Here is a 24,231-nt window from a genome sequence, read left to right on the forward strand (position 1 = left end):
AAAAATCAAAACTGAAAAAAGATAATTAAGTAAGACAAAAATAGTTTGCCAGCGAAGATAAGGGGAGATAGTCCGTTCCGTCATAACTCAATACTCAAACCAGGGACAGGGTGTCGGTTAGCTGAACAAAAAGCGTCCAGATGTCGTTGCCCTAGGATTGTTCCGAAAATGAGCCGAATGGACTATATGAGTGGAGTGATAATCACCCAACTTAATTATGAAAATCTGATATTAACCTGATAAAAACCGGTATGGGATTCATAAATCAATAAGTTACCACCCGGCAAGAGCGTCAACGATCGCCGTCCGGGTGTTTTTGAAACAAAAAAAACGCTGCCCAATCGGCAGCGTTGAAAAGGTAATCCAGGCAGGGCCAGCCTCTGGCCGACCTTATTAAATCCGCCGTTTACCAGTCACAGGAACTGGTGCCATTCGCATTAAAGGTTTTAGATTCCGTCTCGCCGGCGGTGCCATCTTTATTGACCGGCGTGACAAAGAGCGTCACCTCTCCCCAGTACCCGAGGGTTACCGACTGAACATTCGAAACAACGCTGGAACCCCATTTCCACTTGAATATCGTTTTTCCCTCCGCAGGACCGCCATTGGCGTTATAGGTGTAGGTTGCTGTGATCCTGTTACAGGCACCGGTTCTCCCGCTGTACCCTAAGTTGGAGACGGAGGGAACGGGGACCGCCCTGGCTATTGCGATAACATTGCTGAAAATCTCTGTGCCTTTAGTGTCCTGACCGCTGCCTTTCGGCGTCACGCCTGCCTGCACTTCGTAACCGGCATAAGTTGCATCAGGTGTGAAAGACGGCTGTTGCGCATCAGCTCTTTGGGCTTTAGCCCAGCTGCCGCCCGGCGAACGCCAGTACCATTGGTACAAAGAAGCATTCGTCCCGGTACCCTGTGCATCGAAGCCATTGATTATCGCCGTCAGTTTCACATCCGGTTCGACAGTGCCACCCGGCGTGACCGCCACTGACGCAATAGCTGGCGTGCCGGAGACAGTGACTGGATCGCTAAACTTCGTCACCCCCTTCACATCCTGCAGGCTGCCCTTCGGTGTCACCCCGACCTGCACCTCATAGCCCGCATAACTGGCATCAGGTGTGAAGATCGGCTGTTTGGCATCCGGCCGCTGCGAAATACTCCAGTTGCTGTCACCCGGCGTTCTCCAGTACCACTGATAGAGCGATGCATCAGTCCCAGTCCCTTGCGCATCAAAGCCGCTAAGGGTGGCAGTTAATGCCTCATTCACTTTGAACGCCGCCTTTGACGAGATGCTGACCGTGCGAATGGATGGCGTTCCGTACAGGCTTACCGCATTGCTATCTTTCGGCTGCCCGGTGACCTGCTGATTACTGCCTTTGGGCGTCACACGAACCCGGACGTCAAGGCCGATATAGTCGTCGTTCGAGGTAAATTCATGCTGCACGGCATTATCAATAACCTGCCAGTTAGTGGTTCCGGTCGGGCGTGAGTACCACTGATAGAGTGAATCATCCTTGCCTGTGCCATTCGCATTAAAACCACTGTGGCTGCCAGTCAGTTTCTCATGCACCGGCGAGGAACCGGCCGGTGTAATACTGGCTGACGTAATGGATGGCGTGCCGTAAATATCGACCGGATCGCTAAACTTCTCGTCACCCTCATCAGCACGCTCACTGCCTTTGGGTGTGATCCCGACGCGCACGCTAAACCCTGAGTAGGACGAAATTATCGTTAAGGTTTTGTTTTGCGCATTTTTGATGGTGCTCCAGCTACTGCCTTCACCCGCCGGGCGGAAGTACCACTGATAGGTTGAAACATCCCTGCCCGTTCCATGAGCATTAAAGCCATCATAGCTGGCGGTGAGCGTCTCGTTTACCTCTGCCGATCCTGCTGGCGACACTCTGACTGTCTCAATCGTTGGCTTAGCGTACAGGCTTACCGCGTTGCTGAATTTCGGCACCCCCTGAATGTCCCGATCGCTGCCTTTGGGCGTCACGCGAACCTGGACATCCAGTCCGATATAGTCGTCATTCGAGGTAAACTCATTCTGCACGGCATTATCAATCACCTGCCAGTCACTGGTTCCGGTCGGTCGTGAGAACCATTGATAGCGCGAATCGTCTGCTCCCGTTCCGTTTGCATTAAAACCACTGTGGCTGCCGGTCAGTTTCTGGCCAACCAGGGATGATCCGCTGGGAGTCACGCTGGCAGAATAAATAGCAGGTACGCCGTAAACAGTGACCGGATCGCTGTACTTCACCTCTCCCTCAATCTGCTGTGCATCCCCTTTCGGCATGACGCCAAGCCGTATGTCATAACCCGCATAGCCTGCATCCGGGGTGAAGGTTTTCAATCTGGCGGCATTGATCTTTATCCAGCTGTCTGCCGCCGCACCCGGTCGGCGGTAGAACCACTGATACGTTGACGCATCCCCACCGGTACCCTGCGCATTAAATCCCTGATGATTGCCAGTAATGGTTTCACCCACCATCACGCCTCCCTGCGGCGAGGTATGGACAGAGTCGATTGTTGGCGCACCGTACACCGCCACCGGGTCACTGTATACCGGGTCCCCGGTTGCTGCCTGCTCGCTGCCTTTCGGCGTGACGCGCACGCGCACTTCCTGGCCAGCGAAGTGGTTATCCGGCGTAAATGTTTTCTGCCCTGCATTGTTAACGGCTTGCCAGTCATCGCCCTCGCGGGAAAACCACTGATACAGGGAGGCATCCTCTCCTGTCCCCTGAGCGTTAAAACCTATGACGCTGCTGGTCAGGGTCTCGCCCGCCTTAACGTATCCAGCCGGGGTGGTCCCGACAGCATCGATTGATGGGCGTCCCCAGAGCGTGACCGTGGTTTCCAGCGCCGCGCCGCTGCCTGCGCGCGCCGCCGGGTGATACTCTGCCGCCACCCGCTGGGTATAGTTGTAGGTCGCTACCCCCGTTGCGTTGGTCGCCACCGCTTCGCCCAGCGCGCTACCCGATTTGCTGCTAAGGAAGGACACCAGCGCCTGGCCGTTTTTCACCAGGTTACCAAATCTGTCCTTCACCGTTGCCGTCAGCAGCACCACCGATCCTATTGCGGCCTTCTCGGGTTCAGCGATCAGTTGCGAAACCTGAGCGCTCGCCACATCAGCCTGCCAGTTGAGCGTTGTTGTCTGTTGCTCCGAGGGTTTGTCCTTCAGTGTCGCCGTAACGATATAGCGGCCGGGTGCGTCCAGTTCTTTGCCGCTTTTGATCATCAGCATCGCCTGCGCCAGGCCGTCGGCGCCCGTGCGCTCGCCCGGCTGCTCCGTCATCAGGTCGCTATGGTCATTGGTAAAATCAACCGTTACACCTTCCAGTGGGTCACCGGCCAGGTTAGTTACCCGCGCGGTCAGCATCACGTTGCTGCCCACGGCCGGATTCGCGTTGCTGGCCTCCAGCAATGCCAGCTTCATCACCGGCAGCAAGGTCACGCTGTCGTTGCTGTTGCCGTTAGCCGATGTGACCTCCACCGTTAACGCGCCATTTGCGCCAGGCAGCGTCACCGTCAGGGTGCCTTCGCCTTTGTTATCGGTCGCATCATCTTTCTCAAAGGTGATGTTGCTGGACGGACCTTTCACCACCCACCGCAGGGGAGCATCCGCCGCGAGGTTGCTGTGTGCATCTTTAGCCGTCACCGTCCAGCTCACCCTGGTGCTGCCGTCTGCATGCAGATCGCCACTGAAGTTACGTTTCAGTTCCAGTGTGGCCACTGTGTCCGCCTTGAAGCTCACTGTGGTTTGCTGTGCAGTACCGCTTTCTGTGCGCGCCGCCGGATGATAGAGGCCCTCCACCCGCTGCATATAATCGGGGTATGATGCCGTACCCTCGGCGCTGGTGGCTAACCTCGCCAGCGGCGCACCACCGCCGGTATCGTTCAGGAACAGCACGTCAATATTCGGTACCGGGTTGCCGTGCCGATCCTGCACCCTGGCGATCAGCGTGACCTTCGATCCGGCAGCTGCCGTAGCCGGGTCGGCGCGCAGCTCACTGACCTGCGCACTTGCCACATCCGCCTGCCAGTGCACCGTCGCCGTTCGCTGTTCCGCCGGTTTATCCGCCAGCGTCGCCGTCACCAGATAGTCACCTGGCGCACCCAGCTCTGCGCCGCGCTTAATCTTCAGCACCGCCTTCGCCAGGCCACGGTCATCCGTTCTGACCGCAGATTCTTCCGTCATCCTGTCATTATGGTTGTTGGCAAAATCCACCAGTACGCCTGCCAGCGGATTACCCGCCAGGCTGGTCACCTTCGCCGTCAGCGTCACGTCACCGCCAACCATGGGCCTGTTGTCGCTGGCCTCCAGTGACACCAGCGTCAATACCGGTTGCAGCGTCACGCTGTCTTCAGTTGATGCAGCCCCTGATGACACCGTCACCCTGAGCATACCTTCGCTTGTCGGCAGCGTAACCGTCGCTGTCCCTTCGCCTTTATCGTTTGTGACGTCGGCCTTCTGCGGTACGAGGTCGCCCGACGGGCCAGTCACCTTCCATATCAGCGCCGCGCCTGGCACCCGATTGCCATGTTCATCCTTCGTCGTCACTGTCCAGCTCACCGGCGTGGTGCCGTCGGCCAGCAAATCACCACTGAAGTGACGAGCCAGCTCCAGGGTCGCTACCGTATCTGCCGTGAAGTTAACCGGGGTATCGATCGCCGTGCCGCCACCGATGCGCGCCGCCGGATGATACTCACCCGTGGACTTCTGGGTGTAGCCAAAGGTCGCTACGCCAGCCGCATTAGTCGCCACGGTATCCCCCAGCGGGCCACCTGCTTTACTGTTCAGGAAACTCACCATCACCTGGCCGTTTCGCAGCAGATTGCCATGCTGGTCTTTAACCGTTGCGGCCAGCATTACCTGCGAACCCACGACCGCCGTGGCCGGGTCGGCTTTGAGATCGGTGACCCTGGCGCTGTTGATATCCGCCAGCAGCCCAATCACCGCATCATCACCCTGCTCAGCGCTGCCGATCAGGTTCGCTTTTACCGTCCATTGCGCAGGTTCAGCGCTTAGCGGCGCGGCCAGGATAAAGGACGCCTTACCCTCTTTGTCGGTTTGATAATCGGTGGTTTTACCCGCGCTGGTGATTTGCAGCCCCGCTTTCTCTATCGCCTGATGATCCTCGTCGGTCACCTGCACGGTAAAGTGGGTCTCATCGCCCACCGTGACCTGTTGCGGCGGGTCGATAAACTTCAGGTTAGTCGCGGCGCTGAAGGTGATGGCCAGCGGCAGCGATTTCGTCGTCTCGGTAACGTTCAGGGTTTTGACTGCGACGGCGTCTGGCAGCAGGGAGGCCACGATAAGGTCCTCACCGCCGACGGTGATGTCGCTGAATTTCACCAGCGACTCCCCTTTGCTGTTGGTCATCTGCCGGGCCTGATCCAGCCGGCCCAGCGCCGGGTTGCTGTGTGACCAGTACACCGGCTGGTCAGCCACCGGATTACCGTCTTTATCGAGCACCGAAGCTTCGAACAGCAACATGCCGGATTCGCCCGCTTTGAATTTAATCTGACCGCTGGCCTGACGTTCGCCGCCACCGTTGATCGCGGTAATGACCAGTTTATCGAGGGTAAACTGCGGCCCTGTCTGCTGCGCGCTGCGCGGCGAACCGCGCAGGTCATCCTTATTCACTGGCGTCACTTCGTATACCAGCGTTTTGCCGACGTCGGCGGCTGTCTGCTGATACTGCGCGCTGTCCGACAGCACCTCTGACGGTGCCTCTGCGCGATACCAGCGTTGTACAGAGTTTCCTTCGTCTTCCCCTTCATTGCTGACAAAGGTGTAGCTGCCGCTCAGGGTGCCGCCGATGGCGGAATCACCGCTGATCTGAACATCCGTCACCGCTGGCGTGAAGTCTCCCGGCTGAATGGTCAGACGGTATTCCGCCCGGCTGTACAGCTTCGTCCGGCTGGCGTCCTGATACTCCTCGGCGGAAATGGTCACCTCGCCGCGCTTCAGTGGGATCACCATACCGCCCTGTCCGTTAACCACCTGCGCCACCTCCGGCTGGCTGGAGTGATAAACAATAAAGCCGCCGCGGCCCCCTTTTACCGCGTGAATAAAGGGCGCGCTGCCCGCTCTGGTGGTCAGCGATGTCGGTTCAAAATAGAGCCGCAGATCTTTTTCGCGCTGCTGATACGCCAGCACGATGTTGTTGTTGCGGCTGACAAAATCGTGGCGCGCCTCTTTCAGCCCGGACAGCACGACCGCGGCGGCGGGATCGAGCATCTGCGCCAGGCTGCGGCCAAATTGCCAGTTAAGGCTGAGGCCGAGGCGGGAATCACTGTTCTGCCCGCTGATGGTGCTGTGCTCCGCGCTGAGGCTCAGCAGCGGCACCGGCTGCCAGCTGGCGCCCAGCGTCACGCCGTGCGGATCGCGGCTCGCCTGGCTGCGCGTGCCGGTGACGTCCACTTTGTCGCCGTACCACTGGAACCAGGTGCCTTTGACGGCAATCTGCCGGGTCAGCGCCGCTTCGGCGGAGAGATCCCAGCCGCGCGCCGGGCGTTCGTACAGATCGTAAAGCAGCGGGTTGTCATTCAGATTGTCATCATGCGACAGACGCCAGTCGCTCAGCGGAAGATAGTAGTTAACCGAGGTGCGCAGGCGGTCGCCCCACAGCTCTCCGCCTGCGCCGAGACGGCTGTGACGGCGGCTGATATCGCGGTCATAAAAGACATTGCTGCCCGCCATCCAGTGGTCACTGAGGTCGTAGCGGTAGCCCAGACCGACGTTGAACTGGTTGCGATCGTTCCAGCGGTGGAAGCTGAGCTGGGTAAACAGCGTGCTGTCTTGCCAGTCCATCAGCGGATAGAAGTAGTCCAGCCCGGCATCGCGACCGTGGCTGCCGGAAATGCCGCTATCAAGCGTGACCCGCGCTCTGGCACCGCCCATATTGAGCCAGCTTTCCACCTCGGCGGTCAGCGCGCTGTTCACAGCGCTGCCCGCCATGCCGCGCGCTGCGTCACCGCCGCCGCCCTGCTGTGCGGAACCCCAGAACTGCGTCATACGATCGCGCAGCGGCTGACTATCTTCTGCTGCGTCGGAGGCGGGAAGCGGCGTGGTCTGGGTATAGGGATCAGAAAGCGATGGGCGGGCATCTCCCCTGCTGGCCTGCACTGGCAGGGAGAAAACAATTAAAGTGAACAGATAATGAAATAAGAAAAACAGGCTTTGCCAGCGTAGATAGGGAGAGGCCGTCCGTTGCGTCATAGCTCATCACTCAATCAGAGACATTGAAAGCGTCTGTCCGAGATTTGTCCAGGCGCTGAATTTGCCCGCGATTGTTCCTGGAGTCGTTGCAATGAGCTATATGAGAAGAGTGATAATCACCTAAGTTAATTATGATTCAGGAATCAGACACCTGATTTTCCCTGAGAAACCATCGGTGGCTTACCGAGTTGCCAGACCACCTGCTGAGTCACCTGTTTGCGCGCATCAAAAACCCATACCATCGGCCCCGCTTCAAGGCGAAACATATGCTTTTCATCATGGGCTTTTAAGGCAAAGGAGGTAATTCCCAGTGCTTTGCAGCGCTGCTCGATATGTCCGGCCTCCTCGATGACCTTCCTCGGCAGCCATAGCGTCACCTCGGTGATGGTGAACTCCCGCGTCAGGGTGCGGATGAAATTATCCAGCGCCATCGGGGTCATCAGATAGTCGGGTAAACGCTGTTCAAGCTCTGTCTTGATCCAGACCAGCCAGTTATCCATCAGTTGCTGCTGCTGTGCGACAGCATCCGGCACCTGGTTCAGCACATGGCGAAATCCATCATTAACCCCCTGTTCGAAGGCTTGCTGATAGCGGCTTTCCGCCTCTTTTTCCGTATTGCGTAGCTGGACGGAGAGATAACGTCTGAACTGAACCAGCGCATCTTCAATGGATGGACGTGGTGCCGCCACGGCTTTGATCACCGGTCCTTCGGTTGCAGTAAAGGCGGTTAGCTTTCTCGGTTGCATAATGTTTGCTGGCTTCGATCTGCAGGGAGTGGTGCGCGCAATAGTAGATTTTCAGACGGCCGCGACAAGCATTACCGGGTAATTATCAGGGTAATATCAGATTGCGATAACGGGAGTTCTTTATAATTGTCCGGCGAATAGTTGGATAGCCTGAAAATAAAAGATACCCCCAATGAAAAAGACATTCTTTATAGCATTTTTGTCTTGCGTGCTGCTTTCAGCCTGTTCTTCACCGGAATCGCAAGTAGACGAAACGAGCAATCACGCCACCGATCAGCAGACAACAGAAGAAATTCAACGTCTGATCCTGCGTTGCATGTTGCCACGGGTTTATTACCGCTGGTCTGACGAAAAACCCGTCCAGGTGAGCTGGCACACCACCGGGAAGACCATACAGGTAAGCAGTTCATTGAATGGCGGTATTCAGTCATGCGTTGACCAGCAATACATCGCGCAGCCTTTTACTTTTCCGCCCGGCTTATCCGGCAGAATGGATATTCGCAGTAGTTGAATCCTTTTCGCCCTTAGAATTTTAAAATCAAACTTAATAAGGAAAAACGATGCAATTTGATCTCGCAGAGATGTTACGCCGTTCGTTGGATAAGATGGGCTATAAAGGCGAAGAGTTTGAATTTGATTCCCACTCCACCATTGAAATTGGTCTTGAGAATATCCCGAGCATGTTTTTATCGCTGATTGATGAGCGGGTTTGGTTATGGAGTCGTTTGAGCTGGATGAACCGCGACACGCTGGATGCGTGGGGAACCGAGTTATGGCTGGAGTTACAGGAGGCGCTGCCCTCGGTGGTGACCGGACAACCGGTGCTGGGCCACGGTGATGAAGGCTATGAACTCAAAGCGCTGGTGGATGAAAACTGTTTTGAACAGGAGGATGGGTTTGAGTCGCTGCTGGAGAGTTTTTTCCTGCTCTGCACCCGCCTGCAAGACCGCTTTAGCCGTTTAGGATAACGGTCCGCCATGCTCAACTTTATCGAACATTACGCCCGTCCTCTCCGGGTGCAGGGCGGCATCATGGAGGTTCCTCTGCCACACGCCAGGCTCGGCGAGATCTGTCTGATTCAGGCCGATACCCGTGTTGAAACATGGCGTCGGGGACAGGTCATTGGCTTCAAACCAGACTGCGCTATCGTCAGTTTGTTTGATGACGGCCAGGGGCTAAGCGGCCGCTCCCAGGTGTTCCCCACCGGACAACCCTTGTGTGTCGAAATTGGCGAGCAAAGCCTGGGCAGTATCTACAATGGCGCCGGTGAGTTATGCGCACGTATGGTGCCTGAGACGCCTGCGACTCAGACGCGTTTTAACACCCAATGGCGAACGATCGATAATCCGGTTGCTGATCCCTTAAGACGCCAGCCCATTACCCAGCCTTTTTATTCCGGCGTGCGGGCGATTGATGGCCTGATGACCTGTAGCAAAGGTCAGCGTGTCGGCATTTTTGCCGCCGCAGGCGCGGGCAAATCGTCGTTACTTCAGGCGCTGCTGCTGCGAGACAGCGCAGAAATCATCGTTATCGCATTGATTGGCGAACGTGGCCGCGAAGTGCAGGATTTTATCCAGCATGGCCTTAGCGCCCGGCAGCGTGCGCGGACGGTGCTGGTGTTCGCCACCTCCGATGCCCCCCCCATTGAAAGGAAAAATGCCGCGCTGGTTGCAGTGACCATCGCTGAATATTTCCGCGATGCCGGCTGTGAAGTGCTGCTGATAATGGATTCGATCACTCGCTATGCGCGCGCCTTACGTGAAGTCGGGTTTGCTGCGGGCGAACCCGTGGCATCGTCAGGCTTTCCCGCCTCGGTTTTTGCGGAATTACCCCGCTTACTCGAACGCGCAGGCCCAGGCCCGGAGCGAGGCGTGATAACCGCCTTCTATAGCATCCTGCTTGAATCGAAGGACGGGCACGACGCAATCGGCGAAGAAGTACGATCCATACTCGATGGTCACATCTATCTTTCCAGCAAACTGGCTGCCCAGAACCACTACCCTGCCATTGATGTTCTGAATAGCCTCAGCCGTTTATTTAGCCGGATTACCTCACCACAGCAACAGGAAGTGGCGGGTATCCTGCGACGTGCGCTGCAAAGACTGGATGAGGTGCAGCTGCTGCTGGAGTTAGGCGAATATCAGACCGGGAACGATCCTTTCACCGATAAAGTGATTGAGCATAAATCCTTATTAATGTCCTTCCTTCAGCAGGCGTCGGCCGAATGTGAGGAACCGGAAAAAACGCTGGAGAAAATGCTACATGTCGCGCACGCTTTTTTCTAAGCTCGCTGAAATTAATCGCCGCCGTAAATTGCAATGTCTGGCGAAACTCGATGAAACACAAAAGACCATCTCACGCCTGGCAGCAAAAATAACGGAGATTGAACAGGCCAGAAAACAGGCGCAGCTCAGCATTAATCAGGCCATGCTGCACCTGACTCGGCAACAAATGGTTAAGACACATCAGGTGTATGATATTCGGCTGCTGGAAGCCGCTATGCGGCGCACTATCCTGCAAATGGAAACAGAAGTGGATCAATGCCAGAAAGAGAAAACCCGCCATGAATCAGACGCGCAGGAACTGCGCAGAGTAGTGCGATATTTTGGCATTAAAGAAGAAAAAATGGTGCGTGGCGAAGCGCGCAGTCTAAAGAATTCAACCCGCAGGTGAACGCCTTCCACGTTGGTAATGGCGAGTTTCAACGGTGGCCGCACGTCTTTTCCTGTCGGCGGCAGGCAGTCTTTGCATCAAAAGTCTCCCCAGCGCCACCGTTAATCCGGCAATTGAATCCGGGTTAGAAAGATTTATTTTGATGCGTTTTTTCGGGTTAGTGGCATAGCTGCGCCACGCCTCTTTTAAATTTTTCGCTTTCATTTTTCGCATAAAATTCCCCCCTTCGTCATCATCATAAGCCGCTTTTGTCCAGTCACCTTTTGCTATCTCGCCATAATGGAGATCGTTGAGTTCATCTCCGACGTAATATAAATCGGGTATCGATAATCCAGGAAATTTGAGGTCAATAAGTTTTCCATGTCCAAGTTCATGGAGCAACGTATGCAGACGATACCATCTGCCGCTGTTGAAAAAACCATCGAAAAAGGCGATTTTATTGATCACCGGATAATAGGCCGCATCATAATTTGCTGCGTGATCGGGAAAATTTTTCAACGTCATAATGCTGTAATTGCAGCGACGCAGCCATAACATCCCGGATTGTAATGCTATCAGGTTGTTTTTAACTTCATTGATTAATTTATCGGTGATATCTGATTCAGGAATAGCGAAATGTTCGCTTAAAACTTTCCTTGCCTCAGGATTAGCGGCATTAGCGAGCACAGTTTGCGCCGATTTTAAATAATTCTCTGCATCCTTTAAGGTACGTTGAAGTTTGGTAAATCGCCGAAAGTCGGCCTGTTCCAGTTGAGCGAATCCATCGGCTTCGAATCTATGATTAATATCACCAATTTTTACTTCTCCGCCGGGCGTGGTGCGATAATTCATCATGGGACTTTCATTGCGTCTCCTGAGTTCTTTTTCAATCATCTGTTTCTTTAACACATTACTGATTTTCCCTAATCCCGAGGTCGTATAGCGATGCTGCGGTGTACTAAATATTTTTGTTTCCCAGCTAAAACTATCTCTTTTAAATTCGACAGGGTAATCCAGCCCATCCTCGGTTTTAACTACATAAGAGCGCAGCTCGTTGTTATATTCAACTTTATAAACACCATAATTTCCTTTTATATACTCTTCGCCGTCAATGGTAACAATACCCGTGGTAACATCGGGTTCAGCAATATCCAAAGCATGTGCAGAAGCAGCGGAAGCCAGCCGATGTTCCCAGACGATATCAGGCGCTGCGGAAATGTTTTTTTTGTTACGCATCCCGTAAATCACACGCCATTTCTCATCATTTCCTGGCACCCGCTCAACCGGGATGGTGGTGCGTTTCTTGCCATTAATGATAAAAGCGTTATCTGGCTGGCCTTTAATAAATTCAACCGGATAATAATCATGATTAATTTCAATAAAATTACGTTCGTCTGGTGAGTGATAAATCCCCTTCCCTTGCTCTATCAGCATCTCTTTTTTGCTGGCCCGATAGCCGCTAAGCGGTACCTGCCACTCACCACCGTCGGGATGATTCCTCTTCTTAAACCACCTGACAGGCAAAGTATGTGATTTCCCCTTACTGTCGATGACCAGCACCGTGGCACCCTTTTCTCCCAGGCGATGTTCTGTGTGCCTGACGGAGAAGCTATCCTGCTTCATAAAGGCCTTTAAGGCGTTCAGGTCATTCAGCAGATCAATCAAATCGTCTATGTTGGGTGTTTTTTCCGGCGTTGACATTATCAGCGAGAATTTAAACGGAATTCTGGATAAATTAACCTTTGGTATCAACGAGGTTATATCATCAATCACTCCCCCAATACGTCGTAATACTTTTTTTGTCTGAAGGTTCACCTCCTTTCCGCTCAGCAATGCGTAAGCGTGATTACCCATATCCATCAGGGAGGTAAAAGGCTTCGCACCCCCTCTGCCTATGCTGGCAAAGATATCGCCCCAGCCGTGGTATTTCTTAACCACAAAGCGAGGCAACGGGGAAATTTTTATCACGTCTTTAACGAAGGTGGCCGCGGTGGTGGCGACTTCAGGCCGGGACGTTATTGGGAGCGATCTTTTTTTTATAGCGCGCACTCCCTGGCAGGTCAGCGGTGCTGACGTTGTGTATGGCCTGACCGGACTGGCAGAGCGCGCTGGCGCTGAAGCTGAACGCCTGACTTCCCGCGCCACCACCTGGGCGATAATATGGGAGCGGGTGTGGGCGTCAGCACGCTGAATGTTTTCGTTAAGCCGCAGGGATTCCGCCTTTTGCAGGCTAATCGCAGGCTGGATGTTGTCATTCCGTATCGAACTCAACAAAAGCAGCAGCAGATTTGCCATTTGTTGCTGTTGTACATTTTTAGAATGCAGACCGGGCTGACGTGCAATTTTTTTAATATGATGATCATGTTTTTTTTGCCTGCCGCCGTTTTTATCCTGTCTGTTTATGTACAGGCCCGTTAATCGTCGGTGTTGCTGGAGGGAAACACACGGCATAAAACATTCCTTTTTTATTAAATCGATGATGAGTAACCAGCGCTTTGATTTAAAAAAATCCCATTAATTTTAAGCCTATTTTCTGGCAGGTGCTTTACCAGGCATCACACGATAGCACCTCCAGCTTCGCATTATTGATATAATTATCGAGTTAAGTATTTAACAAGGCTAATGGATATTTTCGCTTCGCTTTCACTTCATTTAAATGCAACATCAACAGCAATGAATGAAAAATGCTTTATAAGCGAGACGATAAAAAAATACGCCGATAACGGGATGCATTTTTCTTTTTATTTTCTGATGATTACATATTTTAAAATCACCCTGTCGTTGTGCTTAAAAATATTTATCGCTATATCTGGCAACAATTTGCACGCCGGGGCATAATTAACAAAACATCACACCACAATTACACAACTATAACAAACAACCTCTTTCCTGCTCCTTTTTCACTGCCGAGACAGGTATCAGGCTGACGTTTTTAAGTAAGCGGATTACCTGGTGCACGACAATGACCAAGGGGGAATCCATGAACAGCTGCTATAAGACCCTGTGGAGCGTCGTAAGACACTGTATGGAGGGGATGCGTGGGTGGACTAAAAACAGGCATGTCGCGGGATTAACAAATATCGGGTTGGCGATGTTTATTGCGTTACAGGCAGGCAGTGCCTGTGCGGTTGACAACTCCACCGCTTATATAGGCGTACAAACTGCCGCAGGGGGAATCAAAAACTTTTGTATAAATGATGGTACGGCGCATGATCTCTGCTCGTCATGGGCAGCGAATGTCACAAATCTAACCGGTACTTCATTCGGTTATATGTCCGCCTTAAACGGTACCAATCAGGGGCTGTCCTGGGCTGGCAGCAGTACGGCAGGATTTTCATTTGGCGGCCTGAGTCGCGCTGCGGCGACCAGCCAGGTTATCGCTGCATCGACAGGGTTAACGCTTAACGGGGATGCGATCAACTTCAGCAGTAATACCATCACGATCAACTCCGTTAACGGCATAGTGATGTCCGGGGGGAAAATTACCTCGCTGGGCGCAGGTACCATCAGCAGCACAAGCCAGGATGCGGTCAACGGCAGCCAGCTATTCACGACCAGCCAGAGCGTGGCCGCCGCGCTGGGCGGCGGGGCCGCTGTTGCCGCTAATGGTAGCGTCAGCGCACCGTCCTATGCATTGCCCAACAGCGGTGGCCCTTATACCAACGCTGGCAGCGCACTTGCTGCGCTGGACAGCGGACTCGGCACCACCAAAACCAGTGTCACGAACCTTAGCAGCACCGTCAGCAGCCTCACCACCAACGGCACCCGCTACTTCCACGCCAACTCCGGCGCCAGCGGCCCTGACTCCGCGGCCACCGGCACCAATGCCGTTGCCATCGGCTCCGCCGCCGCCGCCAGCAACGGCAGCGCTGTGGCGCTCGGCGCCGGTTCCGTGACCGCCGCGGCGGTCGCCACCCCCTCCGGCACCGTCGCCGGGGCGAATTACGGCTTTGCCGGGACCGCGCCGTCCAGCACCGTCAGCATCGGCGCGGCGGGCAGCGAGCGCACCCTGACCAACCTCGCCGCCGGACGCCTCAGCGCCGCCAGCACCGACGCCGTTAACGGCTCCCAGCTGTTTGCCAGCAACCAGGCGATCGGCAGCCTTGCCAGCAGCCTCAGCAGCGGCGGGATTGGCCTCGTGCAGCAGGCCGCGCCGGACGCGCCGATCACCGTCGGCCAGAACACCGCCGGCGCCAGCGTCAGCTTCGCCGGTACCGCCGGCAACCGCACCCTGACCGGCGTGGCGCCCGGCGCTGTCAGCCAGACCAGCAGCGACGCCATCAACGGCCGCCAGCTGTACGGCACCAGCCAGAGCGTCGCCGCCGCGCTGGGCGGCGGGGCCACCGCCGCCAGCGACGGCAGCATCACCTCACCGGCCTATCCGCTGACCACCACCGGCGTCACCTATAACAGCGTCGGCAGCGCGCTGGCTGCGCTGGATACCGGACTCGGCACCACCAACAGCAACGTCACCAGCCTGGGCAGCACCGTCAGCAGCCTCACCACCAACGGCACCCGCTACTTCCACGCCAACTCCGGCGCCAGCGGCCCTGACTCAGCGGCCACCGGCACCAATGCCGTTGCCATCGGCTCGGCCGCCGCCGCCAGTAACGACAGCGCTGTGGCGCTCGGCGCCGGTTCCGTGACGGCCGCCGCGGTCGCCACCCCCTCCGGCACCGTCGCCGGGGCGAATTACGGCTTTGCCGGGACCGCGCCGTCCAGCACCGTCAGCATCGGCGCGGCGGGCAGCGAGCGCACCCTGACCAACCTCGCCGCCGGGCGCCTCAGCGCCGGAAGCACCGACGCCGTTAACGGCTCCCAGCTGTTTGCCAGCAACCAGGCGATCGGCAGCCTTGCCAGCAGCCTCAGCAGCGGCGGGATTGGCCTCGTGCAGCAGGCCGCGCCGGACGCGCCGATCACCGTCGGCCAGAACACCGCCGGCGCCAGCGTCAGCTTCGCCGGTACCGCCGGGAACCGCACCCTGACCGGCGTGGCGCCCGGCGCCGTCAGCCAGACCAGCAGCGAGGCCATCAACGGCCGCCAGCTGTACGGCACCAGCCAGAGCGTCGCCGCCGCGCTGGGCGGCGGAGCCACCGCCGCCAGCGACGGCAGCATCACTTCACCGGCCTATCCGCTGACCACCACCGGCGTCACCTATAACAGCGTCGGCAGCGCGCTGGCTGCGCTGGACAGCGGCCTCGGCACCACCAACAGCAACGTGACCAGCCTGGGCAGCACCGTCAGCAGCCTCACCACCAACGGCACCCGCTACTTCCACGCCAACTCCGGCACCAGCGGCACTGACTCCATCGCCACCGGCAACAATGCTGTGGCGATTGGCGCCTCCGCCGTAGCGAGCAGCAATGGCGATGTCGCACTTGGGTATGGCTCTATTACTGCCCCGGCGATAGGCACCGCCTCCACCACCATCGCCGGTGCCCATTACAATTTCGCCGGTTCGGTTCCGTCCAGCACCGTCAGCGTCGGCGCGGCAGGCAGTCCGCGCACCATCACCAACGTTGCCGCCGGACGGCTTACTGACGCCAGCACCGACGCCGTGAACGGCTCCCAGCTGTTTGCCAGCAATCTGGCTATCGACAGTCTTGCTAACACCATCAGCAGCGGCACCGTGGGCCTGGTGCAGCAGACCGCGCCGGGCGCGCCGATCACCGTCGGCCAGAATACCGGCGGCACCGAAGTCGCTTTCGCCGGTACCGCCGGGAACCGCACCCTGACCGGCGTGGCACCCGGCGCCGTCAGCCAGACCAGCACTGAAGCCATCAACGGTGGCCAGCTGTACGGCACCAGCCAGAGCGTCGCCGCCGCGCTGGGCGGCGGAGCCACCGCCGCCAGTGACGGCAGCATCACCTCACCGGCCTATCCGCTGACCACCACCGGCGTCACCTATAACAACGTCGGCAGCGCCCTCAGCGCGCTGGACAGCGGCCTTGACACCACCAATACCAACGTCGCTAATCTGACCACTAACGGCACCCGCTACTTTCACGCCAACTCCGGGCCGACCGGGACGGATTCCTCTGCTGCCGGTACTAACGCCGTTGCCATCGGTTCCGCCGCCGTCGCCAGCAACGGCAGCGATGTGGCGCTCGGCACCGGTTCCGTGACCGCCGCGGCGGTTGCCACCCCCTCGGCCTCTATCGCCGGAGCAAATTACGGTTTTGCCGGGATCGCGCCGTCCAGCACCGTCAGCATCGGCGTAAAAGGAAGTGAGCGCACACTAACAAATGTCGCTGCCGGACGCCTCAACGCCGACAGCACCGACGCCGTGAACGGCTCGCAGCTGTTTGCCAGCGATCAGGCCATCGACAACCTCTCCACCCTTATCAATAACGGTGGCAGTGGCACCAGCCTGGTACAGCAGCCCGATCCCAATGGCCCCATCACTGTCGCCGCTCAGAACGGCGGCGGTAGCGTGTCCTTTGCCGGGAATAGCGGTGCGCGCATCCTGCTCGGGGTTGCCGCCGGGCAGGTCAACGCCACCAGCACTCAGGCAGTCAATGGTTCACAACTGTATGGCACCACCCAGAGCGTCGCCAGCGCGCTGGGTGGCGGGTCGACGGTGGATAGCAATGGCAACCTGGCGCAGCCCAGCTACGACATTCAGGGTAGTGTGAAAAATAACGTTGGTGCTGCCCTCAGCGCCCTGGATACCGCCACCACCAGCAATTCAAACAACATCGTTAACTTAATGAACAACGTTAATAACGGCATTGTTGGGCTGGTTCGGCAGGACGCCAGCAGCGGCATTGTGTCGGTGGCCGCCAGCACCGGGGGAAACCTGGTCTCTTTTGCGGGCACCAGCGGTAATCGCCAGCTGACGGGGGTGGCTGCGGGAGCCATTACTGCTGCCAGTGCTGATGCGGTTAACGGTAGCCAGCTTTTTGCCACCAATCAGCAGGTGACACAAAACACCACTAACATCAGCGCGCTGTACCAGGACATCAATACTCAGGGCAATAATTTAGTTACCCAGGAGAGTAACGGCACGGTAGATGTTGCCAGTGCCACCGGAGGCAGCGAGGTGGATATCGCTGGCGATGCGGGGACGCGGACGCTTTCCGGACTCAGCCCAGGCGTCAACGACAGCGATGCGGTAACGGTGGGGCAAATTAAGGCCCTTGAGATTGAACCGCGTAACCTGACGCAACTGGCGGTGAACGCGACCGGTATTGCCACCGCCAGTGGCAGCAACGCGGCGGCCGTGGGTAGCAATGCGCAAAGTACCGGCAGCAACAGCACCACGCTCGGCAATGACACGCTCGCCAGCGGTGCCAATAGCTCCGTCGTGGGCAACGGGGCTGTCGCTTCGGGCGAGAATAGCTCGGCGTTCGGTGCCTTTAGCAGCGCCACCGCCAGCAACGCCGTGGCGCTGGGTGCCAACTCGGTAGCCAGTGAAGCCAATACCGTCTCGGTGGGATCGCCGGGCAATGAACGACGCATCACCAATGTCGCCCCTGGCATCAATGATACCGATGCCGTCAACGTCGCCCAGCTGAATCAGGCACAGGCGGAGAACAACCAATCGTTCAACCACCTTAACCAGCGCATCGATAGCGTGCAGGACAAATTAACCGCGGGCGTCGCTTCCGCCATGGCGATGGCAGGTATTCCGCAGGCATGGCAACCCGACTCCAGCCTGGTGGGCGTATCAGTGGCCGGTTACGACAATCAATCCTCGATCGCGGTGGGTGTCTCAGCGATCTCCGGCAATGGCAAATGGATCGCTAAATTGCAGGGTTCCGGTAATACCCAGGATGATTTCGGCATTTCGCTGGGTGTAGGTTATCAGTGGTAACGCTATGAACAGATGGACAGGCAAAGCGGCAGTGATCATCGCCCTGAGTTTACTGGGGTGCGACCAGATTCTCGCGGGCGCAGACGAGCATAATATTGAAGTCTCCTCTCTGCCCCTCACCCAGCAAATTATCAGCGCAATGGTGCCGCTGTTTGATGGCAAACGCGATAAAACCATCATGGATCAGGTCTGCCTGTATGCCAGCGGCAGGCAAAGCCTCGATCAGTTCAACACCTTTTTCACCAGCAAAGGCATCCTGGTGGAACAGCTGGCGCCGAAAGATGGCGGTTTTCGCTTTCTTGCCACCGCCAGCAAACCCGACATGGTCACCGCCTGTGCTGCTTTTGTCGCCTCAACCTTTTTCACCGAACAGGCGTTGATCGATGGCGCAGGGATCAAACCCGATGACCCGCAGCTCAGCACCAAACTGCTGCGTTTTACCCCGCTGGCGGTGGCGACGGTTAATATGCTGGCGGGCCTGCTGGCCGCCCATCAAAGCGAGGTTTTCAGCAGTCTCGATAACTGCAAAAGCGTGCTACGGCGGGATTTTGAACGCGACGCACCGGACTTTATTAGCCGCACCCTGAACAGCAATTTTGTCTTAACCAACTATGTCGGTAACGGTGGGGAAAACGGTTTTTATTATACCTTTGCCAATGGCAACGTCAGGCTGAATCTCTACGACGAAGCCTGGCTGGGCGACGGGAAAATCATGGGGACGAGGTATGTGGTGTATCTCAAAGATATCGCGCCCAATGCAGCCAACGCGGCGAAAAAATAAAGGTGAGTTATGCTGCGTATGGCAACGCTCATTACCTTAAGCGCTTTAATGATCCTGCCTGCGCTGGCGGTGCCAAAATCTGCGTTTACTCCACAGCAGCAGGAACAAATTGGCAAAATCGCCAGTGATTACCTGCTCGCCCATCCTGAAATCCTCGACCAGCTGGCGCAGAAACGTCAGGCGCAGCAGATACAGCAGCGTGACGAAAAAATCAGCGCCCTGACAGACAAAGCTTTCGCCCAGCGCCGGATGCTGCTCGCCAGCAATAAGGCTCCGCAAATCGGCCCCGACAGCGCCGCGGTGGTGGTGATTAATTTTTATGATTATCGCTGCCTGCCTTGTGGCGCAATGAACGCCGTGATGATGCAAATGATGCGCACTTATCCACAGGTGCGATTTGTCTTCAGAGACTGGCCGATGCCCGGACAAGGCTGGTCGGCATCGGAAACCGCATCGGCGATTGGTGTTGCGCTGTGGCAACAACAGGGAGAAACGCTGTGGCTGCGTTACCATCAGGCGCTGTTCAGTGTGGTGCAGGGAGAAGGCATGGTACAGGTGGACGATATTGCACGGGTAATCAAAGCGCTGCATGTGGCAGTGCCGGGCCAGCCCGCCATCACCCAGGCCCGTCGGGTGCTGAGCAGCAATGCGCAGCTGGCGGAAAAACTGAAACTGAGCAACCTGCCGACGCTGATTGTCATGCCAGCAGAGGGGGCGACACGGGAGAATACATCGGTATTTATCAGTGCCGTTCCCGCGGACATGGTACAGAAGGCAATCCTCCAAAGTTTTCGTGCCCGGCAGCAGTCTGGGGAGTGAAAAGAGCTCGTCGCATTGTGGTCCACCTCAGCATAACCAAATTTCAGGAAATCCTCAGACAGTAAATCCGATCGTTAACATAGGATTTAATGAGACACTTAAAAACAGGAAATTCCTATGTCCGATCTCATGGTTACCAATTTAAACCACTCTATTTTCAACGCGTCGAATGGTATTCACACTCAGTTATCAACGATTAATATCAATAACATATCGAACATTGTTAATGATCCTAAAACACTGGCATTCGTCTACTCGTCAATAGAACACATTGCATTTCTTGATGACCTGCCGCATCAACAGAAAATTAAACTTCGTCATGGAGCCACGAAATCCAACAACACCAAACAAACAGCGAGAGAGACAAGAAAGTTGCATCAAAAAAGGTGTGTGCATGATGTGAACAGAATTGTCGAAAATGCCAGGACTACGCACAGAAATGCGAGGATGGGACAGCCGCCGGAAATAACGCAGGATCAATTGTTTACGCAATTCACCGAGACAAAGATCGCCGACCGCGATTGCCACAAAGGATATGGCATTCATTTGATGACCACTTTGCGCGCAAATACCGGCGCCGCATTTCGTCAGGCAGAAAGAAATCAGAAAAGCGTTTCACTATGCCAGCAGCAAAATACACAGCTGCAGACAAGGAATGTTTCGGCAAAAAAAATCAACAAACTGATAAGAAGCATACTCGCTTCTGGCCTTCTGGTGCCAAAAGGCGTGCAGAGTTTTAAATTTCTTCGGCGTAAAAAATTTTCCGGCGAAGAGATCATGAAAAACATCGGGAATGACATCGACCATTGCAAACATAACATCGCGGTTGCGCAAAAAATGAAGCAAACCGTCCTTCAGCATTTCCATAAAGAATTAGACACATTAATTAAGCATTGCCTGCATCAGATAGTCATCGCGGCAAGACTCTGGAACCTGTATGAACCGGTATGATTTTCGATAAATACACGACAGGGATTGCGCTGAGGCGTTAACCATCACGGTTTAACGCCTTATTCCACATCATCCAGGCTGAAGGATGCCGTCTGGTCGTTATACGAAAAGATCTCACCAAAGCGTCCCCACTGAATGGCGGTATCCAGTGTCTGCCGACCGGCATTATCTGACAGATCCTTCTCCAGTACCTGTTCGAACCAGGCGCGGGTTAGACGGTGATCGGGGCGCTCATCCAGCTCTGCCTTAATCAACGCAATCAGCGGGATATAGCGCAACGCCTGCTCGGCAAATAACACCTTGCGGCGCTGGGTATCTGATTCCGCGAAAATGCGCCCCTGCGGCGTGAGGAATATATCCCCCTCCTGCATCTCGACAAAGCCGAGCGCCTGCAAGGCTTCGGCCACCGGGAACAACTCGTCCACCTCCAGCAACTGCGCACGCGCAATGTCAGGCATATCCGCCCGGCCATGGTAAGGCGCCAGCACCAGCGTTTCGATCAAGCCCGCCATCAGGTTCGTGGAGACGCGTGGCAACCGACTGCCGAGGGTTAACCCTTTGCGATCCAGTCCATGCGCCAGTCGTGCCGTCATCCTGCCGTAGACGTTATCCACCAGACGACGGAACTGCGGGTCAAGGCGGTCACGCGGGTGGCTGAAAGGCACCGTGACTTCGCCAATCACCTTACCTGGATTGGAGGAGAGGATCAGAATGCGGTCGCACATAAATACCGCTTCTTCGATATTGTGCGTCACCAGCAGCACTGATTTGATTGGCATTTTACCGCTGCGCCACAGAGATATTAAATCGCTCCTGAGATTTTCCGCCGTTAACACATCTAACGCCGAAAAGGGTTCGTCCATTAATAACAATACCGGATTGACGACCAGCGCCCGGGCAATACCGACACGCTGACGCATTCCGCCAGAAAGTTCGCGCGGGTACGCATTTTCAAAACCGTCCAGACCAATGAGGTCGATAGCCTCCAGTGCACGTCGTCTGCGCTCTGCTGCCGCAACCCCCTGCGCTTCCAGTCCGGCCTCCACGTTTTGCATCACCGTCAGCCACGGGAACAGCGCGAATGTCTGAAACACCATCGCAATGCCCTGCGCTGGCTCTCGCAGCGGTACTCCCTGATACGTCACTTCACCACCGCCAGGGGCAATCAAGCCGGCGATAATGCGCAGCAGGGTCGATTTGCCGGAACCCGATCGCCCAAGCAGGCCCACCACTTCGTTCTCATGGAGCGTCAGGTTGACCTGGTCGAGGATAAGCACCTGTCCCTGCGCCTTGCTAAAGCCATGGCTGACGTCCGCTACCTTAAGCAAATCATGATGCGCTGTGTTCATGCGTGCGCTCCTGTGCTAATCCGCCCGGCTTCCCGCCACGACCCGATCATAGACAGGTCGCCACACCAGCCGATTGCATAAGGTGACAAATAACGCCATCACGGCAATGCCAAGGATGATGCGTGGGAAGTCCCCCGCCGCTGTGGTTCTGGCGATATATGCGCCGAGGCCATGCGCGGTAAGTTGCGTATCCCCCCATTGGACAAACTCCGCCACAATGCTGGCGTTCCACGCGCCGCCGAATGCGGTAATTGCGCCGGTCACGAAGTAAGGCAAAATGCCCGGCAAAATCACCTGTCGCCACCATTGCCAGCCGCGGATATGGAAATTTTTGGCCACTTCAAGGTAGTCATACGGCAACGCCGTGCATCCTGCGACCACGTTAAACAAGATGTACCACTGGGTACCCAGCACGATCAGGGGTGACAGCCAGATATCCGGGTTGAGGTGAAAATGGACAATGCCAATGACGAAGAAAGGAAACAACAGGTTGGCAGGAAACGCGGCGAGGAACTGCGCAACCGGCTGAACTTTCTCTGCCAGCGCCGGACGCAGACCAATGTACACGCCCAGCGGCACCCAAATCAGCGAAGACAGCAGGATCATCAGCACCACACGCAATAGAGTGATGACCCCGAGCAGCATCACCTGCCCTGCTTCGCGCAGAGTCAGGTCGTCATGGATGTCGTATACCACCCGCCAGGTGACCGCCACGGTGATCCCGATAATGATCAGGTTCCAGATAACATCCGACCGTGCTGACCGCGTCTGTGGCCGCCATTGCTGACCAGGCGCAGAGAGTCGCCACGGGATCCGTGCCGCAGCAGAAAACATCCCGCCACAATATTGCAGCAGCAGATGAACCAGGCGGGTGCGACGCAGCAAATTTAACAGCCACGAGGAAGGCTGCGTTGCCGCATGTGTAGTACCCAACTGAAACTTATCGGCCCAGGCCACCAGCGGGCGAAACAGCAGTTGATCATAGGTAAAGATCACCACAATCATCGTCAGCAGGACCCGGCCTACGGCGGCAAGATCCTTGTGGTCGATGGCCAGCGCCAGATACGATCCCAGCCCCGGCAGACTTACCGAGGTGCTGCCTACGATGATCACCTCTGATGCCACAATAAAGAACCAGCCGCCCGACATCGACACCATCATGTTCCAGATCAGGCCGGGCATGGCGTAGGGCACTTCGAGTTTCCAGAAGCGCTGCCAGGCCGTCAGGTTGAATCCTCGTGATACTTCAACCAAATCGCGCGGCACGGTCCGTAGTGACTGATAAAAGCTAAAAGTCATATTCCACGCCTGACTGGTAAAAATTGCGAAGATGGCGGCCAGCTCCATACCGAGAATGCGGCCAGGAAACAGTGCAATAAAAAAGGCCACGGTAAAGGAGACATAACCCAGTACCGGCACCGATTGCAGAATATCCAGCGCCGGGATCAGAATCTTCTCTGCCCGACGACTTTTGGCCGCCAGGGTGCCATAAATCAGGGTGAACACCAGCGATGCCACCATTGCCACCAACATGCGTAACGAGGTTCGCATGGCATATTCGGGTAGTCTGGCAGTGTCGAGTGTAATCGGCTCAGCAGTCAGCGTGCTGACGGGCTGCAAAGTTTGATGAAAATCGAGAGCAAACAAGGCAATAAGACAAAGAATGAGCGGAAAAGCGATAGCATCCCAGCGATTAGGACGTCGCCATCTGGTGCTTTGGTTAAAACGCAGAGTCATCGTTTCACCCACTTGCGATCAATGTTAAATAGCCAGGATTGAGGATAGTTTTACTTTAGATGAGCACAGGTGATAGTGGTCACGTCTGTCGCGGTTTATTTACTCAATACCTGAGAATCAACCCTAAGGTACGGCAGGACAGCACATCCTGCGGGATTTAC

12 protein-coding genes and 1 pseudogene are annotated in these 24,231 nt (G+C 55.9%); 8 read left to right on the forward strand and 5 right to left on the reverse strand.

Annotated elements, in window-relative coordinates:
• Positions 1–406 precede the first annotated feature (406 nt).
• Together AC6I8V_RS25790 and AC6I8V_RS25795 are read right to left on the reverse strand one after the other, a co-directional pair.
• The gene (locus AC6I8V_RS25790; RefSeq protein WP_497846784.1) at positions 407–7,219 is read right to left on the reverse strand and encodes an inverse autotransporter beta domain-containing protein; all 6,813 of its coding nucleotides are present in this window, start codon (positions 7,217–7,219) and stop codon (positions 407–409) included.
• 143 nt (positions 7,220–7,362) lie between these two features.
• Positions 7,363–7,965: a hypothetical protein gene (locus AC6I8V_RS25795; protein ID WP_497846785.1), complete on the reverse strand. Its 603-nt coding sequence runs from the start codon at positions 7,963–7,965 to the stop codon at positions 7,363–7,365.
• 172 nt (positions 7,966–8,137) lie between these two features.
• Here AC6I8V_RS25795 and AC6I8V_RS25800 point away from each other — a divergent pair, with 172 nt between their 5' ends.
• The 4 genes from AC6I8V_RS25800 to AC6I8V_RS25815 are packed head-to-tail and all read left to right on the forward strand — an operon-like array spanning position 8,138 to position 10,638.
• Positions 8,138–8,476: a hypothetical protein gene (locus tag AC6I8V_RS25800; protein ID WP_497846786.1), complete on the forward strand. Its 339-nt coding sequence runs from the start codon at positions 8,138–8,140 to the stop codon at positions 8,474–8,476.
• Positions 8,477–8,525: 49 nt separating this feature from the next.
• Positions 8,526–8,933, forward strand: a complete 408-nt coding sequence (locus AC6I8V_RS25805) for an InvB/SpaK family type III secretion system chaperone (RefSeq protein ID WP_497846787.1) — start codon at positions 8,526–8,528, stop codon at positions 8,931–8,933.
• A gap of 9 nt (positions 8,934–8,942) precedes the next feature.
• Complete coding sequence (locus tag AC6I8V_RS25810) at positions 8,943–10,250, forward strand: FliI/YscN family ATPase (RefSeq protein ID WP_497846788.1); 1,308 nt, start codon at positions 8,943–8,945, stop codon at positions 10,248–10,250.
• Entirely contained in the window at positions 10,228–10,638 is a 411-nt protein-coding gene (locus AC6I8V_RS25815) for a hypothetical protein (protein ID WP_497846789.1), read from the forward strand. Before AC6I8V_RS25810 ends, AC6I8V_RS25815 begins: the two co-directional genes overlap by 23 nt.
• Here AC6I8V_RS25815 and AC6I8V_RS25820 read toward each other — a convergent pair.
• Entirely contained in the window at positions 10,624–13,068 is a 2,445-nt protein-coding gene (locus AC6I8V_RS25820) for a hypothetical protein (protein WP_497846790.1), read from the reverse strand. The genes AC6I8V_RS25815 and AC6I8V_RS25820 overlap by 15 nt on opposite strands.
• 1,039 nt (positions 13,069–14,107) lie before the next feature.
• Between AC6I8V_RS25820 and AC6I8V_RS25825 the strand changes: the two are divergent.
• The 4 genes and pseudogenes from AC6I8V_RS25825 to AC6I8V_RS25840 all read left to right on the forward strand — a co-directional run.
• Positions 14,108–18,418 (forward strand): annotated as a pseudogene (locus tag AC6I8V_RS25825) (YadA-like family protein); the annotation flags it as partial.
• Positions 18,419–18,437: 19 nt separating this feature from the next.
• Entirely contained in the window at positions 18,438–19,214 is a 777-nt protein-coding gene (locus AC6I8V_RS25830; RefSeq protein ID WP_497846791.1) for a hypothetical protein, read from the forward strand.
• A gap of 18 nt (positions 19,215–19,232) precedes the next feature.
• Entirely contained in the window at positions 19,233–20,033 is an 801-nt protein-coding gene (locus AC6I8V_RS25835; RefSeq protein WP_497846792.1) for a thioredoxin domain-containing protein, read from the forward strand.
• 117 nt (positions 20,034–20,150) lie between these two features.
• The gene (locus tag AC6I8V_RS25840; protein ID WP_497846793.1) at positions 20,151–20,984 is read left to right on the forward strand and encodes a hypothetical protein; all 834 of its coding nucleotides are present in this window, start codon (positions 20,151–20,153) and stop codon (positions 20,982–20,984) included.
• A 59-nt stretch (positions 20,985–21,043) separates the two neighbouring features.
• Here the strand turns inward: AC6I8V_RS25840 and AC6I8V_RS25845 are convergent, their stop codons facing one another.
• Positions 21,044–22,333 (reverse strand): ABC transporter ATP-binding protein, encoded by a 1,290-nt coding sequence (locus AC6I8V_RS25845; RefSeq protein WP_497846794.1) that lies wholly within the window; start codon positions 22,331–22,333, stop codon positions 21,044–21,046.
• A 15-nt stretch (positions 22,334–22,348) separates the two neighbouring features.
• Positions 22,349–24,070, reverse strand: coding sequence for an ABC transporter permease (locus AC6I8V_RS25850; RefSeq protein WP_497846795.1), 1,722 nt, complete (start codon positions 24,068–24,070; stop codon positions 22,349–22,351).
• Positions 24,071–24,231: the final 161 nt, after the last annotated feature.

The organism is Pantoea sp. X-Soil-TKNS-1207, from assembly GCF_059730485.1.